This window comes from Methanoculleus chikugoensis (assembly GCF_019669965.1).
In the GTDB taxonomy this organism is placed as follows: Archaea; Halobacteriota; Methanomicrobia; order Methanomicrobiales; family Methanoculleaceae; genus Methanoculleus; species Methanoculleus chikugoensis.
This window is the reverse complement of sequence record NZ_AP019781.1, coordinates 2,248,027-2,262,996: the sequence shown is the minus strand read 5'-3', so window position 1 is coordinate 2,262,996 and position 14,970 is coordinate 2,248,027. Positions and strand designations below refer to the sequence as shown.

14 protein-coding genes are annotated in these 14,970 nt (G+C 61.2%); 5 read left to right on the top strand and 9 right to left on the bottom strand.

Features of this window, described 5'->3' with window-relative positions; genetic code table 11:
* Positions 1 to 7 precede the first annotated feature (7 nt).
* The 3 genes from MchiMG62_RS11375 to MchiMG62_RS11365 form a co-directional block, all read right to left on the bottom strand.
* The gene (locus MchiMG62_RS11375) at positions 8 to 1,507 is read right to left on the bottom strand and encodes a DUF2193 domain-containing protein (protein ID WP_221057054.1); all 1,500 of its coding nucleotides are present in this window, start codon (positions 1,505 to 1,507) and stop codon (positions 8 to 10) included.
* 365 nt (positions 1,508 to 1,872) lie between these two features.
* A complete protein-coding gene (fen, locus tag MchiMG62_RS11370) occupies positions 1,873 to 2,874 on the bottom strand; it encodes a flap endonuclease-1 (RefSeq protein ID WP_221057053.1) in 1,002 nt (333 codons plus the stop codon).
* 49 nt (positions 2,875 to 2,923) lie between these two features.
* The gene (locus tag MchiMG62_RS11365) at positions 2,924 to 3,238 is read right to left on the bottom strand and encodes a hypothetical protein (RefSeq protein ID WP_074368705.1); all 315 of its coding nucleotides are present in this window, start codon (positions 3,236 to 3,238) and stop codon (positions 2,924 to 2,926) included.
* A 57-nt stretch (positions 3,239 to 3,295) separates the two neighbouring features.
* Here MchiMG62_RS11365 and MchiMG62_RS11360 point away from each other — a divergent pair, with 57 nt between their 5' ends.
* A complete protein-coding gene (locus MchiMG62_RS11360) occupies positions 3,296 to 4,201 on the top strand; it encodes a presenilin family intramembrane aspartyl protease PSH (protein WP_221057052.1) in 906 nt (301 codons plus the stop codon).
* Here MchiMG62_RS11360 and MchiMG62_RS11355 read toward each other — a convergent pair.
* Positions 4,140 to 5,120, bottom strand: a complete 981-nt coding sequence (locus MchiMG62_RS11355) for an NOG1 family protein (protein WP_221057051.1) — start codon at positions 5,118 to 5,120, stop codon at positions 4,140 to 4,142. The two genes, MchiMG62_RS11360 and MchiMG62_RS11355, sit on opposite strands and share 62 nt — an antisense overlap.
* 48 nt (positions 5,121 to 5,168) lie before the next feature.
* Here MchiMG62_RS11355 and MchiMG62_RS11350 point away from each other — a divergent pair, with 48 nt between their 5' ends.
* From MchiMG62_RS11350 to MchiMG62_RS11335, 4 genes are all read left to right on the top strand, one after another.
* A complete protein-coding gene (locus MchiMG62_RS11350; RefSeq protein ID WP_221057050.1) occupies positions 5,169 to 6,050 on the top strand; it encodes a CBS domain-containing protein in 882 nt (293 codons plus the stop codon).
* 144 nt (positions 6,051 to 6,194) lie between these two features.
* On the top strand, positions 6,195 to 6,404 hold the full coding sequence (locus tag MchiMG62_RS11345) for a histone family protein (RefSeq protein ID WP_011844756.1): 210 nt from the start codon (positions 6,195 to 6,197) through the stop codon (positions 6,402 to 6,404).
* A 191-nt stretch (positions 6,405 to 6,595) separates the two neighbouring features.
* Positions 6,596 to 6,847, top strand: a complete 252-nt coding sequence (locus tag MchiMG62_RS11340; RefSeq protein WP_074368701.1) for a PRC-barrel domain-containing protein — start codon at positions 6,596 to 6,598, stop codon at positions 6,845 to 6,847.
* A 675-nt stretch (positions 6,848 to 7,522) separates the two neighbouring features.
* Positions 7,523 to 9,037: a hypothetical protein gene (locus tag MchiMG62_RS11335; protein WP_221057049.1), complete on the top strand. Its 1,515-nt coding sequence runs from the start codon at positions 7,523 to 7,525 to the stop codon at positions 9,035 to 9,037.
* Between the two features lie 331 nt (positions 9,038 to 9,368).
* On the opposite strand, the gene MchiMG62_RS11330 is transcribed toward MchiMG62_RS11335, so the two are convergent.
* The 5 genes from MchiMG62_RS11330 to MchiMG62_RS11310 all read right to left on the bottom strand — a co-directional run bounded on the left by MchiMG62_RS11330 (position 9,369) and on the right by MchiMG62_RS11310 (position 14,876).
* A complete protein-coding gene (locus tag MchiMG62_RS11330; RefSeq protein ID WP_221057048.1) occupies positions 9,369 to 10,073 on the bottom strand; it encodes a phosphoglycolate phosphatase in 705 nt (234 codons plus the stop codon).
* Entirely contained in the window at positions 10,067 to 11,041 is a 975-nt protein-coding gene (gene radA, locus MchiMG62_RS11325; RefSeq protein ID WP_221057047.1) for a DNA repair and recombination protein RadA, read from the bottom strand. Before radA ends, MchiMG62_RS11330 begins: the two co-directional genes overlap by 7 nt.
* A 94-nt stretch (positions 11,042 to 11,135) precedes the next feature.
* Positions 11,136 to 12,422 carry an OB-fold nucleic acid binding domain-containing protein gene (locus tag MchiMG62_RS11320; RefSeq protein ID WP_221057046.1) on the bottom strand — a complete coding sequence of 429 codons (1,287 nt, stop codon included), beginning with the start codon at positions 12,420 to 12,422 and terminating at the stop codon, positions 11,136 to 11,138.
* Positions 12,423 to 12,438: 16 nt separating this feature from the next.
* Positions 12,439 to 13,731, bottom strand: coding sequence for a diaminopimelate decarboxylase (gene lysA / locus MchiMG62_RS11315; RefSeq protein WP_221057045.1), 1,293 nt, complete (start codon positions 13,729 to 13,731; stop codon positions 12,439 to 12,441).
* Positions 13,728 to 14,876 (bottom strand): LL-diaminopimelate aminotransferase, encoded by a 1,149-nt coding sequence (locus tag MchiMG62_RS11310; protein ID WP_221057044.1) that lies wholly within the window; start codon positions 14,874 to 14,876, stop codon positions 13,728 to 13,730. The genes lysA and MchiMG62_RS11310 overlap by 4 nt, the downstream gene beginning before the upstream one ends.
* Positions 14,877 to 14,970 lie beyond the last annotated feature (94 nt).

Here is a 14,970-nt window from a genome sequence, read left to right as displayed (position 1 = left end):
GCTCCCTCTATACCGCCTCTTTCCACTGGCAGTACTGGTGCCGCATGTCGATCAGGCACGCCGAGGCACAGTTCTTGCAGGCCCGCACCGGGGCGGCCGCCGTCTCCTTCTCGAGAGCGATGATGTTCGTCATCATCGTCGCGGTCACCGGCTCGCTCGTCAGGAGGCACGGGTAGTCGGCAAGGCTCATCAGGGCGGCGAACCGGACGGTTATGGCACAGGCCGCGTAGACGTACCGTTGCGGGTTCATCAGCACCTCGTTCTTGCTGATGGGCGAGAGGTCGACGGGGTACTTGCCGACCATGGGGACCAGTTCCTCACCGGAGCCGTTCCGCATCCGCTCTGCCTTGTCGAGGATCTTCCACCCGCGGTAGATCATGTCCATGAAGTCGCAGTTATGGAGTTCCGCCGCCGCGCCCCGGGACGGGTAGAGCTGGACGTAGTTGTGGAACCGCTTCGTGAGCAGGTCGACGATCATGGGTGCGTTGAACCCGTCGAGCTGGAGGAGATACTCGGTTGCGGCGGCAGACGACCCGGTCGCGACCGAGAGGACGTCCCAGTAACTCTTGTAGGAGTCGAGCGAGTTCCGGAGCGAGGACTCCATCACGTCGGTGACCGCCTCGATCGTCGCCATGACGACGTCGTCCTTGCACATGTTGAAGGTCGTCTGCGCGATGTGGTGCGCGACGTCGCCGACGCTATAGGCGGGGATGGTCAGGATGTTGCCGTAGTGGACACCGTCATCCATCGCCGCCTTGATGGTCGCCTCCATCCGCCGCCGGTACTCGCTCATGTACTTCCGCTGGTCAAAGGAGGTCATCCCGGCATCGTCCATCAGCTCCGCCTGGGCGTTGACCGGCTCGAGGTAGAGTTTCTGCATGGTCGCGATCTCTTTCTTCGTTGCCTCGGCGGTGGTGGCTCCTGCCTCGAGGGCGTGGGAGAAGTGTTCTCCAAAGCCGTAGGAGGTGTTCATGCCCCATGATTTGGCGGCGAGGATCGCCCGCTTGTGATCGTCCGGGATATCGGTCTTCAGAAGCACCCGGTTCACCACATTGCTCGTGCTCCCGGGGATCAATGCAAAGTCGACGACGCAGGTAGGACCGTAGAACCCGCCGTAGTGCCGCACCGCCTCAAGGCCGATCAGGGCCTCCTCATCCGCGATCGCCTGGACGAAGATATCGACGCTCTTTGCAAACGCCTCGTCCTGATCCTTCAGGACTTCGAGCACCACGGGTGTCTGGTAGTGCTCGACGAACGGGTCGTCTTCTGGGCGGACGGTCGTTGTAAGGCCTTTCAGGATCTCGTAATGCGAGACCACCGAGTTTTTATGGAGGTCGATGACCGCCTGGCTCTGGTCCCCGATCGCCGTCATCTTCTTCGCCACGTCGACGTAGGGTTTCGTGTCCTCGATGACGAACTTCTGGCCGCGTTTCGCCTTTACCGTGTCCACGTCCGCCCGCTGGGCGGCCATGGCCTCGTTTATCATCTTCTCGTAGAGTTCTTTCATATCAATCACCTGTTAGGGTATCGTTTAACGGCGGTCCGGCAGGGCCACCGTGGTTATAGGGCGACGCTGGGTGACGGAAGGGAGTTGGTTCCGGGAAGAACCCGGATGAACCGGGAGAACGAAAGGTCGATAATAGTCTGGGAGACTGAACGGTAATCAGAGATTGTGCCTGTCCGCTTTCGGTCCCTGCACTCCCCATCCTGTCTTGAAGGCCTGGGAGTTCTTTATCAATTGGCTTACTTGGTCGTTCTGGCATATATCTATTGCGTCGTCTCCCGATGCGCCATTATGGAAAAGAGAGGGTCGCTTTCCGGGATTCGGCGCCGTTTTGAGACATTAGCCGGGAGGGTGGCGTATCGGGCGTGTCAGAACCAGGCATCGAGCGTCTTCTGCGTCGCCTTCACCGAGACCTTGGCGAGAGCGGCGCTGACCCGTTCCTCGGAGAAGTCGTAGCGGCCGGAGAGCATCTCGATAACCCCGTCGACGTCCGGCGGCCTCCATTCGAGGGTATAGTCGTCGGTGACCGGCGGGTCGAGGAAGAAGTCCCGGACGGGAGCGGGATCGAACTCGGGCTGCTTCTCGGCGATCGCCTCCTCGAACCCGCCTTTTTGAACGATCTTCAGGGCGGTCTTTCCGCCGACGCCCCGGATTCCGGGGTTGAAGTCGGTGCCCACCAGGATACCGATCTCGACCAGTTGCTCTCTCGTGACGCCGAGGCGGTCGAGGAGGGAGGAGAGGACGATCCGCTCGGGGTTCACGGCGATCGTCCGCCCCCGCATCTTTCGTCGGCCGCTGACGGTGAGGTTTCGCACCAGCACCGGGGAGCCGAAGAGGAGCGAGTCGTAGTCCTGGGAGACCGCGTAGGTGACCTTCCCCTGCCGCGCCATATACGCCGCCTGCGCTTCGCCCTCGCTTGGCGCCTGCACCCAGGGGATGCCGAGCAGGTCGAGGAGTTCGCGGGACGACGCGATGGTGTGGCTGTCGATGCGGGTGGAAGCGCTCGCCTGCTTGTAGGCCTCCTCCATGTCGCCCTCCCTGAGTGCCGTCTTCCAGGCATCGTCGGCCCTGGCGCGGAGTTCGCGCCGCTCGTCGATCGTCTCCTGCTTGAACTCCGGGGGCTTCCCGTCGAAGACAAAGACCGGGCGGATCCCCTTTTCGAGGAAGTTCACCGTCCGGAAGAGGATGCCGGAGAGGTGCGAGGTGACCCGGCCCGCACCGTTCATCAGCGGAGTGCCGTCCGGCTGCCGGATGATGGAGAGGAACTGATAGAGCGCGTTATGGGCGTCCAATGCGGCGATGCCCGATAGATCGTCCCACGTCAACGCCTCCTTACTGTCTGCCAGGATATCTCGGATAGCAACGCCCATGCTTACCTAGTCATGAGAGAGGGAGATGCCATTAAGATGGCGATCCGGTTCACCGGTACATCCGCCGGGAGAGGCCGTCGACGATCTCCTCGATGTGGCTGACGGTGTTGTCGTATCTGGCGGTCATCGTCTTCCCCATCTCTTCCATGTTCACGCGCATGGTGCGCTCCCGCTGCACGACGCTCTGCTCGAGGCTCACGATCTTCATGCCGAGAGAGATGAGCAGCCCCCCGAGGGAGAGCATCATGAACGTCGCAGCAACCGCTATGATCAGGTCCTGCCAGAATCGCATCACCAGCACGACGGTGGAGACCACCATCACGATGGTGAGAACGATATCGCCGATGAGTTCGCGAATCTCCATAATTTAAAATGATGAGGATGCATTAATTAACCTACCTATCATGGGTGGAGTTTTGTGATGGAGATACGCGACTGGCTGCCTCTTCTCGGAATGGCTCTGATGCTTTTGTTCGTCCAGATCATCGCCATCATCCTCGTCATGCCCATGCAGGCGGCGGGGCTTGTTGCGTTTGAAGATCCCGAATCGGTGGCGAACCCCCTGATATTCATAGGGATGCTGCTCGCCTTTACGCTGGTCCTGCTCTTCCTGCTCCGGACGGGTGGGCGGCGGTTCATCGCCCTCTTTATCGGGTTCGCCCTCTTCATGACGTTCCTCTATATATTCGGCGCGCTTTCCCTCCTCCTGTTCGGGACGACCGCCGCCGCCGCGGCAGGGACGCTCATCGGCGCCGTAGCGGCGACGGCGCTCCTCTACCTCTACCCGGAGTGGTACGTCATCGATATCCTCGGCGTGCTGATCTCCGCCGGGGTTGCGTCCATCTTCGGGATATCGCTCGCCGTCCTGCCGGTGCTCGTGCTGCTCGTGCTGCTCGCGGTCTACGATGCCATATCGGTCTACCGGACAAAGCACATGATCACCCTCGCCGAAGGCGTCCTCGAGACGAAGGCGCCCATCATGGTCGTGGTCCCGAAGAGAGCGGACTACTCGTTCAGAAAAGAGGGGCTCAACATCGGCGGCGGGGAGGAGCGCGGCGCGTTCGTCATGGGCATGGGCGACCTCATCATGCCCTCCATTCTCGTGGCGTCGTCGCACGTCTTCGTGGACGCGCCTGCGGTACTCTGGATCCTCTCCGCCCCGACACTCGGCGCGATGGCGGGATCGCTTGCAGGGCTCGCGGTGCTCCTCTACTTCGTCAGCAAGGGTAACCCCCAGGCGGGGCTCCCGCCCCTGAACGGTGGGGCTATTGCCGGGTTTCTGGTTGGGGCGGCTCTCGCAGGCTCGTTTTTGTGGCTTCCTTTCTGAATGCGAGCAGGAGATCGAGCACTTCCTCCACTCCCTCTCCCGTGAGCGTGGACATCGCCGGGTAACCCTCGAGCCCCCGGATATCCGCCTTGTTTGCGGCCGTCACCACCGGCACGTCGAGGAGTCTTTTTAATTCCTCGAGGAGCCTGTTCTGGTCGTCGAGCGAGTAGCCGCAGTGTTCGCTTGCATCCAGGATGAAGAGGACGACGTCGGCCGTGTTGGTGATGGCGCTGACCGCCTGCCGCTCGATGGGGTTCCTCTCCTCTGCCGGACGTTCGAGGACGCCGGGCGTATCGATGAACTGGATCCGGTCGCGCTTCCCGATCTCCCGGTGGCCGACGATGATCCCCTTGGTGGTGAAGGGGTAGGCGGCGATCTCGGGTTCCGCCGTCGAGACAAGCCTGATGAACGAGGACTTCCCAACGTTCGGGAACCCCGCCACCACCACGGTGAACTCGTCTTCGCTGACGTGCGGGAGTTTCCGCAGGATGTTCCTCGCTTCGTTAAGGTAGAGGAGGTCGTCTCCCACCTGGTGAACGATCGATGCCATGCGGGCGACGGCCTGCTTCCGTTTCCGGTCGGTCTCCTCGGCCTTGCGCATGCTGCGGGCGTAGCCGGAGCCGATGACCCTGGCCTGGTCGGCCGCCCAGGTGACGGCGCCGAGGGACTTCTTCAGCCTATCAAGCGAGACCAGAATGTCGGCTGCCTCCTGGTAGAAGGGGGGGAGCCGCTCGAAACTCGGGAACGAGCTTACCACGCTCTTCAATTTGTCGTGGATGGCGCTCCCGACCGCCCGCACGAACTCCTCGTTCGCGGTATCGATGTTGGTCTTCAGTTTCTTTTTGGCTGCCGCTCTCCGGAGACTGCGGTCGAGCACCTCGTCCGCCGTCGGAACGGTCGGGATGGTTTCAAATTCCACGGTACGCACAACCTAATGTATTTAAACAACGTATAATCACTGATAATTATGGAGCTCTCTCCGATTCAGAAGGATATCCTGATAACCCTGATTACCCTATACCATCAGTCTTCCCACTCTATAAAAGGTGAGGAGATCGCGGATGTGCTGAAGCGCAACCCCGGCACCGTCCGCAACCAGATGCAAGCCTTGAAAGCCCTCGGGCTGGTCGACGGGGTTCCCGGCCCGAAAGGAGGATACAGCCCGACCGCAGGAGCCTACCGCGAACTGAATCTCGGGGATCTCGAGCACCAGTCCGAGGTGCCGATCTACCGCGACGGCGAGAAGGTGAAGGGCGTCCGCGTCAGGGAGCTCGGGTTCACCACCCTCTGCCACCCCGACCTCTGCCAGGCGATGGTCCGGATCATCGGGAGCGTGAAACTCTTCCGCATCGGGGATATGCTCTCGATCGGGCCCACGCCGGTGAATAAACTCCTCGTCCGCGGCGAGGTCTTCGGGATGGACGAGAACCTGCAGGCGCTTCTCATCAGCGTCTCGGAGATGATATCCCTCCCCAAACAGTCCATCAAGCACTATATGAGCGCCCCGCTCCTGACCCTGCCGCTCGCCGCCACCCTCCGCGACGCCGTTCACCTCTTCAATACCCATCGTATCCACGGCGCGCCGGTGATAAAGGATGGCGGCGACCTCGCGGGTATCGTAACGCTGAGCGATGTCGCTCGCGCCCTGGACGAGGGGCTGACGCTGGATACGCCCGTCTCAAAGGTCATGACGGCCGATGTGGTGGAAGCGCCGTCGTCGATCCGGCTCTACGAACTCGTGGGCCGGTTCAAGGAACGGGAGATTGGGAGGCTGATTGTGGTCGAGGACGGCAAGCCCGTTGGGATCGTTACCCAGACCGATATAATTCGGGTCTTTCCCTCACTTTGATCCCCTCCCCGTTCGAAATTTGGTGGTCCAACCCCTCTGGTGACAGATAAGTATTTATATGAGAATACCTATGGTGCTTCTGTCAAACGAGTTCTGTGGGTGAGTGCATTCCACAGAACTCAATGAAAAGGGGGAAAATGGATCATGACTGATATACCTCTGGCACCTGTTGGCAGAATCGTAAAGAAATCCGGCGCGGAGCGGGTGAGTTCCGATGCCAATGAAGAACTCGCGAAGTTGATGGAGCAGTATGCCTCAAGGATCGCGAAAGAGGCGATCAAGCTGGCGGGTCACGCGGGCAGGAAGACGGTCAAGGCAACCGATGTCCGGATGGCGGCAGAAACCGTGAAATAACCCTAAAAATCTCTTTTTGTAACCTTACCGAGCCGATATGCATCGCTCCGGTTAATGATGGTCTCTACACCCTGCTCTCTCCCACTGCGGAGACGGTAGCGCATGCACTCCGGCAATAATCTGCAACGCTCGTTTCCGTGATTTTATGGACTTTAAAAGATTTAAATAGTACAAACGCCCCACGGTTTTATATGAGTAAAACCTTCTGCCGTTCCCTTGCCAAGAAGAGAGTGATGAGCAACGATGGCATGCTCATCGGGACTATCAAGAATATCATCGTCGACCTCAACACGGGGCAGGTTGCCGACCTGCTCGTCAAACCGGACGAGACGTTCAAGACCGACGGCTACAGGACGGACGGGGACAAAATGCTCGTGCCGTTCGAGGCGGTGAAGGACATAAAAGATTATGTCGTCGTCGACCGCTACCTGCTGAAGAGATAGGGACAATACTTTTTTTCCGGCCACGCCTGAGTGCGGTAGCCATACTGGTTGAGATACCTGCGGGTCGGCCCTTCGGCAGTTCATAACGCCGACCGCATCGATGCTCACACCGGGACGGAGAGCACGGCGACCCCGTCCGGGGGCTGGGCTCTGACATGTGCACCAGCGGAAAAGACCCGGTACTTCACTAAAACGGCTGAGGTAGTTTTCAATAGGTCAACCATTGACTTCCCTTCGCGTCCTTCGCGTGAGTTAACAGGTGCAGATAATAAGACAGCCCCACGCGAAGAGCGCGAAGCCGCGAAGAACGAAGGTCGAAGGGCCGGAGTTTGATCATCGAAGGTGCGAAGTCTGGCCTCCGGGTGCTACCAACTCCTCGTTACCCTGCGGTACTGGGCCGCATTGCTCAGTGTCGGGGCCGAAACTGGTGGAGTACTGAGACCCGGCCTCGCACGATGGTCCGGGCACGGTCCGGGTTGCAGGTCCCGGCCGTACCACACTTTTTGGAGAAGAGTGACGGGACAGATCTGTACATCATACCTCAATTCTCCAGTATCATGCGTGGTTGATCGGTCTGCGTAGAGAATCGTTCCTCACTCAGGTTCGGTGGTCGCCTGGAAACATATATATCTTCGAGCATGTATCCACAGCAAAATATATTCGCGACCGGATTTGTTGGAACACGAGCCGGATGGGGTTATAATCATGAAAAAATCGGAGATCGTCGCTGGAATCGTTCTCGTCCTCGCCCTGGCTGCAGGCGTTCTTTACGCCACTGGCGGGTTTGAAACGGGGAGGTTGAACGATTCGGCGGAGATGAATTCTGTTATCGTGAAAGACGCGATCGTCTCGCGGACTATTGATAATACGACAGATGCGGCCGAGAATAAGACGGTTGAGGCACTGGGTGAACCGGGGCCGAGAATTGTGAATGCAATTTTCGGGATGTTTTCAAATGTGGTTGAAACACGCAGTTCTGGCGGTTGGGCATGGTCTTCATCATCGTCTGGGGGAAGCAGCAGTAGCAGTTCTTCTGAGGGAACACCGGTTACTCCAACGGCAACAAAGACACCCTGTCCGACAACCAAACCGACAGCGACCCCTACGGTGACGGTGACCGCAACCCCGACGGCGAATGAGACGGCGATCCCCACACCTCCCGCAACCACGACCCCCACACCCACCGCGACCACGGAGCCTGCACTGGATCCTACACCAACGATATCCCCGACGATTGATCCGACGCCGACGCCGACAACGGAGGTTACTATCGAGACCTGGACGGGAACGGCTGGCGTTTTGCGCACCTACTATTACATCGTTGATCATGCCACACAAACGACAAGTGTTATCGTTGAATCGGAGTTTCCTCCGGAATTAGCAGATATGATGAGCATGGAACTGCACGACCACGTTTACCACTTCAGCAACATTGAACTGAAAAACATCTATTTGCACTTCCATAACCGGGGTGCCGGGCCAAACGGTGAGGATTACGGTGGTCCGACCCTTGAAACCCGCTTCGGATACTATGATTGGCTTAAGGAATGGAATTACCCACTCACGGAGTCGGTAATTCTCATTTACTCTGAGAATGTCCCGGTGTATGTGATAAGCACGGTGGATTTTGCCCAATATTCATTTATGAGAAACTCCTATACGGGCGAATATGATTACATTCCACGGAAATACTATGCTAAGATAGAGGTAATGCCGGAGAAACAGTCCGGAAAACCGAGGTATTCTGATCTCCCTGTTTCTGCACCGATACGGCTGTTTCGTGAAGGAAGGGCCGATAATCCCTATTTACCGGCCATTCCAACGCCCACTGAGCCGCCCACGCCCACACCAACCCTTACCGATCCAACTGCGCCTCCTATGGCGATAGAAACACCACCCCCGGTAGGAACATCGGTTCCGCAGCCGACCCCGGTGTGGCATCTCCCGCCCCACCCAACCGCAACCCCGTCCCGGGATGACCGGGAACCGCCAGAAGACTGGACGCCACCGCCAACCGTCCCCCCGCCCACTCTATCGATAACACCGGAGCCAACCCCAATTGAGGAACCAACTGCGGAGCCCACGATTGAGGAGCCGGGGCTGGAAGAAATTTCAACATTCACACCGGAACCGGCCGAGGAGCCGATAGAGGAGCAGACTCCTGAGGAAGATGAGAACAGAACCAATTAAACTCCGTCGTTGCGGGGAGTCGGTATGATTGGTGGACTGGGGAGAGCGAAGGCAGTAATTTCGGCTCTGTTGAAATTGATACTCGATTACTAAGAGTTGGTGGTGATGTGACCTCAAGCGAAGACACGAAGGCGCGAAACCTGAATGGGTATTAGTAGTCTTTTCGCGTTCTTCGCGGCTTCGCGTGAATCGAGATTTACGAATAATTCCGCAGGTGGTTCGATCTCAGGGGAAGGGGTTCAACAAAGCCGTAATTTCCTGAAATACTGGATATCCGGCTATAAATACTGACCTTCAAGGTCCGTCATTGGGAGCCGGATTACGAACACGGTTACCGTATCTCAAAATCATTGAAATACTTTTTTACCGCTTCCACGAATCCGTCCCCGTAGGCCCCTTCGGTGACCCAGTCCGCCGCCGCCTGCACCGCGGCAGGGGCGTTTCGCACCGCAACACCGAAGCCGGCGGCTTCGAGCATCTCGATGTCGTTCTCGGAGTCGCCGATGGCCATCATCTCGGAGGGGGATAGCCCCATCTCACGGGCAAGTTCCGCGAGCGCCGCTCCTTTGCTCACGCCGGGAGTCTGGAGGTGGATTGCAAACCCGGTGTCGAGCACCCGGACGGGGAGATCATGGTCGCGGATGACCGCTCTTGCCTCGTCGGGGTCGATGTTCCGGGCGAAGGCAACGTCGGCGAACCGGTACTGCGCGCTGTAGAGTTCGAGTTCCACGCCCTTCCCGGCAAAATAGTCTTTAAGGACGTCGAACGCCGCGAGGCAGGTCTTCTTGTCGCCCGGGACGCGGAGGGTGCCTGAATACCCCCTCCGGTAGACGCCGCCGTTCTCGCCGATGATCGTCCCGTCCGTCCCGACCATCTTGCAGAGGCCGTCCATGAAGCAGACGGTGTTGCCGCTTGCGAGCACCACCTCAATCCCGGCGTCAACGAGGGTCCGGACGGTCTCGACGGCGGCGGTGTTGATCCGCCGCTGCCGGTTGGTGATGGTGCCGTCGACGTCCGTTACAAGCGCCTTCAACACTGCCTGAGCCCTGCCTGCTCGACCATGAACGCCGCCTCGCCCTCGGGGAGGTTGGGGCTGTCCACCAGGCGGGCGACCCTTTTGCCGCCCTTGCTTTTGCGCAGGTAGATCCGGAAGGTTGCGGTGTGCCCGACGATGTTGCCGCCGATTGGTTTCGTGGGGTCGCCGAAGAGGATGCCGGGGTTCGACATCACCTGGTTGGTCACGAGGCCGACGGCGTTGTGGTCGTCGATCAGTTTCAGGAGGTCGTGCATGTGGCGGTTCAGTTTCTGTTGCCGGGGAGCGAGGGTGCCCCGTCCCGCGTACTCCGAACGGAAGAGCGACGTCAACGAATCGATGACGAAGAGCCTTACCGGGTAATCGGAGTTCCGCAGGTCGTTTGCGAGTTCCCGTGCCGTCTCGAGGAGCAGCATCTGGTGATCGGAGCTGTGCGCCCGCGCTACGTGAATTCGTTCGAGGACATCCTCGATATCCCCGAGATCCGCCTCTTCGGGGAGGCCAGCGAGCATCTGCTCGATACGCTCCGGCCGGAAGGTGTTCTCGGTGTCGACGTAGATGACCCCGCCGGAGAGGCCGCCGAGTTCTTCAGGGAGCTGGGCGTTGACGGCCATCTGGTGGACGAGCTGGCTCTTCCCCGACCCGAACTCGCCGTAGACTTCCGTTATCGCCTGCGTCTCGAGGCCGCCGCCGACCAGTTCGTCGAACTCGGGCACCCGCGTCCGGAGTTTCTTGATATCCTTCCTCTTGTCGAGGATATCCCTGCCGGTCTTGAACCCGCCGATATCCGCCATCTTCCGGGCGGCGAGGATCACCTTCTTTGCAGTGGCTTCACCGATCTCCGCCGCCTCGGCGAGGTCCGCTGTGGTGGCCGTCGCAACGCTCTCGACGGTCCCGTATCCGGCTTCCCGGAGTTTTTCGGCGGTGGTTGGTCCAACGCCGGGTAAATCTTCAAGATCAATCTCTGACATCTCATTCCTCACTTGATCTCTAGGTCTGTTTGCTACACTAGAATCTCTAGCCGGAGACATAAAGGTCGCTTGCCGTGCGGGGTGAAAGTGAAGATCAGGATCGGGGTTGCCCCGAGATCCGATCCAGGCGGCGTTGCAGGTCTTCGGGATCGGGCTGTACGGCCTCGAGACTGCTCGGGCTGATCACGCCCCTGTGCACCGTGCCTCTCGCGCGGACGGTGTATCCGACGGGAAGCGGTTCACGGAGGAGGTAGCAGGCGTCGCCGGCGTCGAGAGCGATTCCCTGCCGGGTGGCGATGACCGTTCCCGTCACCTCGATCTCCTCCTCCTCACCGAGGACGACGAGCGCGCTCCCCCACGAGAGGTGCACCTCGAGATCCCCGTACCGCCCCCGCCGTGCGGTTGCGTTGTAGACTAAGAGCCGGTCGCCGGGCATCAGGTGCTCGTCCGCCTTCTCGCCCCAGACGACGACCAGGATCTCGCCGGTCGGGTCGACGATGACCAGGTTCCTGACCGAGGACTGCCGCCCGTTCCGCGTGACGAACGAGTGAGGGGGCTGGACGGACACCACCGTCCCGGCAAGCGAGTAGGTCCCGCCTTCCTCGATGTCGGCGATGCTGTTCATGGGGAGATCGATCTCCCGGTCGGAGGGCGTGACGGACGCGGACTCGCTGAGGCTGTACTCTATCCCCCGGTCGCTTTCGCGGGCGACCGCCCCCCGGATGACGACGTTCTCTCCCGACTCCACCCCGAGGAGGACGTCCGGCGCCCAGGCGACGAGCCGGAAGACGCCGTCCTCGTTTCCGATCACCGCTTCGACCATCTCGCCGGGTGTTCCGTCGCGCCGGGTGAACGTCCGCGGGCTCTCGACCGCGATCATCCGGACCTCGAGGTCCCCCACAGGTCCGGGCCCCCCGGAGGTCACGGCCTCCTCGCAGGTGATCTCGCACGCCGCCTCCTGGACGGCGACGGCGGTGACGTCGGGGATCTTCCCGCCGCCTTTCGGCCGCCCAAGGATCTCGAGGACGTCGCCCTCCTCGATCTCCGCGACCGCGGCGGCCTTCTCGTCCCAGAGGGTCAGCCTGGCCCTGCCGGTCTCGTCGCCCACCGTCACGTTCGCGACGATCCCCGGGGCGCCGTCGGGCCGCTCGAACTCCCGCGGCTCCCCGACGGAGAGCACCTTTGCAAAGAAGCACGCGAGGCTCGGGGCCGCCGCGAGGTCGCGTATACGGATGTGCGAGCGGCCCAGATCCCTGACGACCAGCATCGCCGCCGTCCGTTCGTCCAAGAGGTCGCCCGACTCCGCCACCTTCTCCTCCACCCGCCGCTCGAACTCGCCTTTGTCGAGGAGGTCGTCGACCAGGAGGTAGTGGAACTTCACGGCTGCGGCTCCGGTCCTACTCCTGCCAGGGCACCGTCACCATGGGGGCGGTCAGGTCGTCGATCGTCTCGGCCCGGCGCATCAGGGCAGCCTTCTCGCCCGCGAGGAGCACTTCGGCGCACCGAGGGCGGCTGTTGTACTGCGACGACATCGCAAACCCGTAGGCCCCGGCGTCCAGCACCGCGATGAGATCGCCGGCGGCAAGTTCGGGGAGCATCCGGTCTTTCGCGAGGATGTCGCCGGTCTCGCAGATCGGCCCCGTGACGGAGTACTCGCGCACCGCGGGAGCGTCGGCCTTGTTCGCCGCGACGACCTCGTGGTAGGAGTCGTACATCGTCGGCCGGATGAGGAGGTTGAACCCGGCGTCGACGTTCGCAAATGTCTTGTGAGCGGTCTTGACGGAGTTGATCCGTGTCAAGAGGATCGTCGAGTCGCCGACGAGCCACCGGCCGGGCTCGACCCAGAGTTCGGGCTCGATCCCGAGGTCCTTGATGCCCTTCTTGAAGACCGGCATTACCGCTCCGGCATACTCCTCCGGCGTCGGCGCCCGGTCGGTCTCCCGGCGGTAGGGGATGCCGAGGCCGCCTCCGATGTCGATGAACGAGGGCTCGACCCCGATATCGATCAGGTCCCGGGCGACGTCGATCAGCACCTCGACCTCGCGGGCGAACGGCTCCACGGCGAGGATCTGCGACCCGATATGGCAGTGGATCCCGACCGGGTTTACGTGCTCGAGCGCGAGTGCCTCCCGGTAGGCGTCGAGGATCGCTCCCGCCGGGATACCGAACTTGCTCGTCGCAAGCCCCGTCGCGATCTTCGGGTGGGTGGGGACCTCGATCGCCGGGTTGACCCGGAAGGCGATATCGACGGTTCTTCCCGCTTCGCCGGCCACGGCATCGAGTTGCCGGAGTTCGTCGGGCGAGTCCACGGAGACGCGGATCCCCTTCTCGACCGCGAGGGCGAGGTCGGCGGGGGTCTTCGAGCTCCCGTTGAAGAGGAGCGATGCCGGGCGCATCCCGGAACCGAGGGCGAGCGCGACCTCTCCCGCGGAGAAGACGTCGGCTCCGGCGCCCATGGATGCGAGGGTCTTAAAGACCGCGAGGTTGCCGTTCGCCTTCGCGGCGTAGAGGATGCGGATTTTTGGGTAATGGGCGGTGAGTGCGCCGGAGAGCCGTCCGAAGTTCTCGCGGATCCGGTCCTCGCTTGTGACGTAGAGCGGGGTGCCGAACCGTTCAGCGAGGTCGACCGTGTCGTGCTCGCCGATCCGGAGGCGGCCGTCCCTGACCGTGAGGTGCGAGGGGAGGATCACAGGTCGATCCCCCGCATCCGGTCGACCGCCTCGTTGATCCGCTCGATCGACCGGGTGATCGCGAACCGGACGAACCCTTCGCCGTTCTTCCCGAATCCGACCCCCGGGGTCGCGACGATCCCGACCTGGTCGAGGAGCTGTGCGGAGAACGCCATGCAGTCGTCGACCGGCGCCCAGACGTAGAAGGTGGCCTTCGGTGCCGTGACGTCGAGCCCGAGTTCGGTGAGTCCCTTCACGAGTACGTCCCGGCGCTCCTGGTAGATCGAGCAGGCCTTCGCCACACAGTCCTGCGGGCCGGTCAGCGCCGCGATCGCCGCATGCTGGATGGCGTCGAACGCGCCAGAATCGACGTTGGTCTTGACCCGGCCGAGCCCTGCGACGATATCGGGGTTGCCGCAGGCCATCCCGATCCGCCACCCGGTCATGTTGTAGGTCTTCGAGAGCGAGTGCATCTCGATCCCGACCTCCATCGCGCCGTCGGCCTCGAGGAACGAGGGCGCCTTATAGCCGTCGAAGGTGATCTCGGAGTAGGCGTTGTCGTGGACGACGACGATGTTGTGCTCCCGCGCAAATTCGACGACCTCCTCGAAAAACGAGAGGGGCGCGATTGCGGCGGTGGGGTTGTTCGGGTAGTTGATAAATATCAACTTCGCCTGCTTCACGACGTCGGCGGGGATATCCTCGAGCACCGGGAGGAAGTCGTTCTCGGCGCGGATGGGCAGTTCGTGGACCTTCCCTTCGGCAAAGAGCGTGGAGGTCTTGTAGACCGGATAGCCCGGGTCGGCGGCAAGGACGACTTCACCCGGGTTGACGAAGGCCTCGGCGATGTGCGCGATGCCCTCTTTCGAGCCGATGAGCGCGAGGGTCTCCTTCTTCGCGTCGAGGTCGACCCCGAACCGGGCCCGGTACCACTCCGCCACCGCCTCGCGGTAGGCGAGCATGCCGGTGTAGGAGGGGTAGTGGTGGTTCTTCGGGTCGCGTGCCGCGGTGCAGAGCGCCTCCACGATGTGCGGCGGGGTGGGGAGGTCGGGGTCGCCGACCCCGAGGTCGATGACATCGACACCCTGACGTCGTTTCTCCTCTTTCATCTCGTCAATGCGTGCAAAGAGGTAAGGGGGAAGGTGATCCATGCGTCTCGAATACATTGTCAGATATTGCGCACGGGAGCCTATGTATTTTCTCACTCACGTTTCCGACCCCCCGGCCGTCCCGCGACCGGTAACGCTGATACGCTCCCGG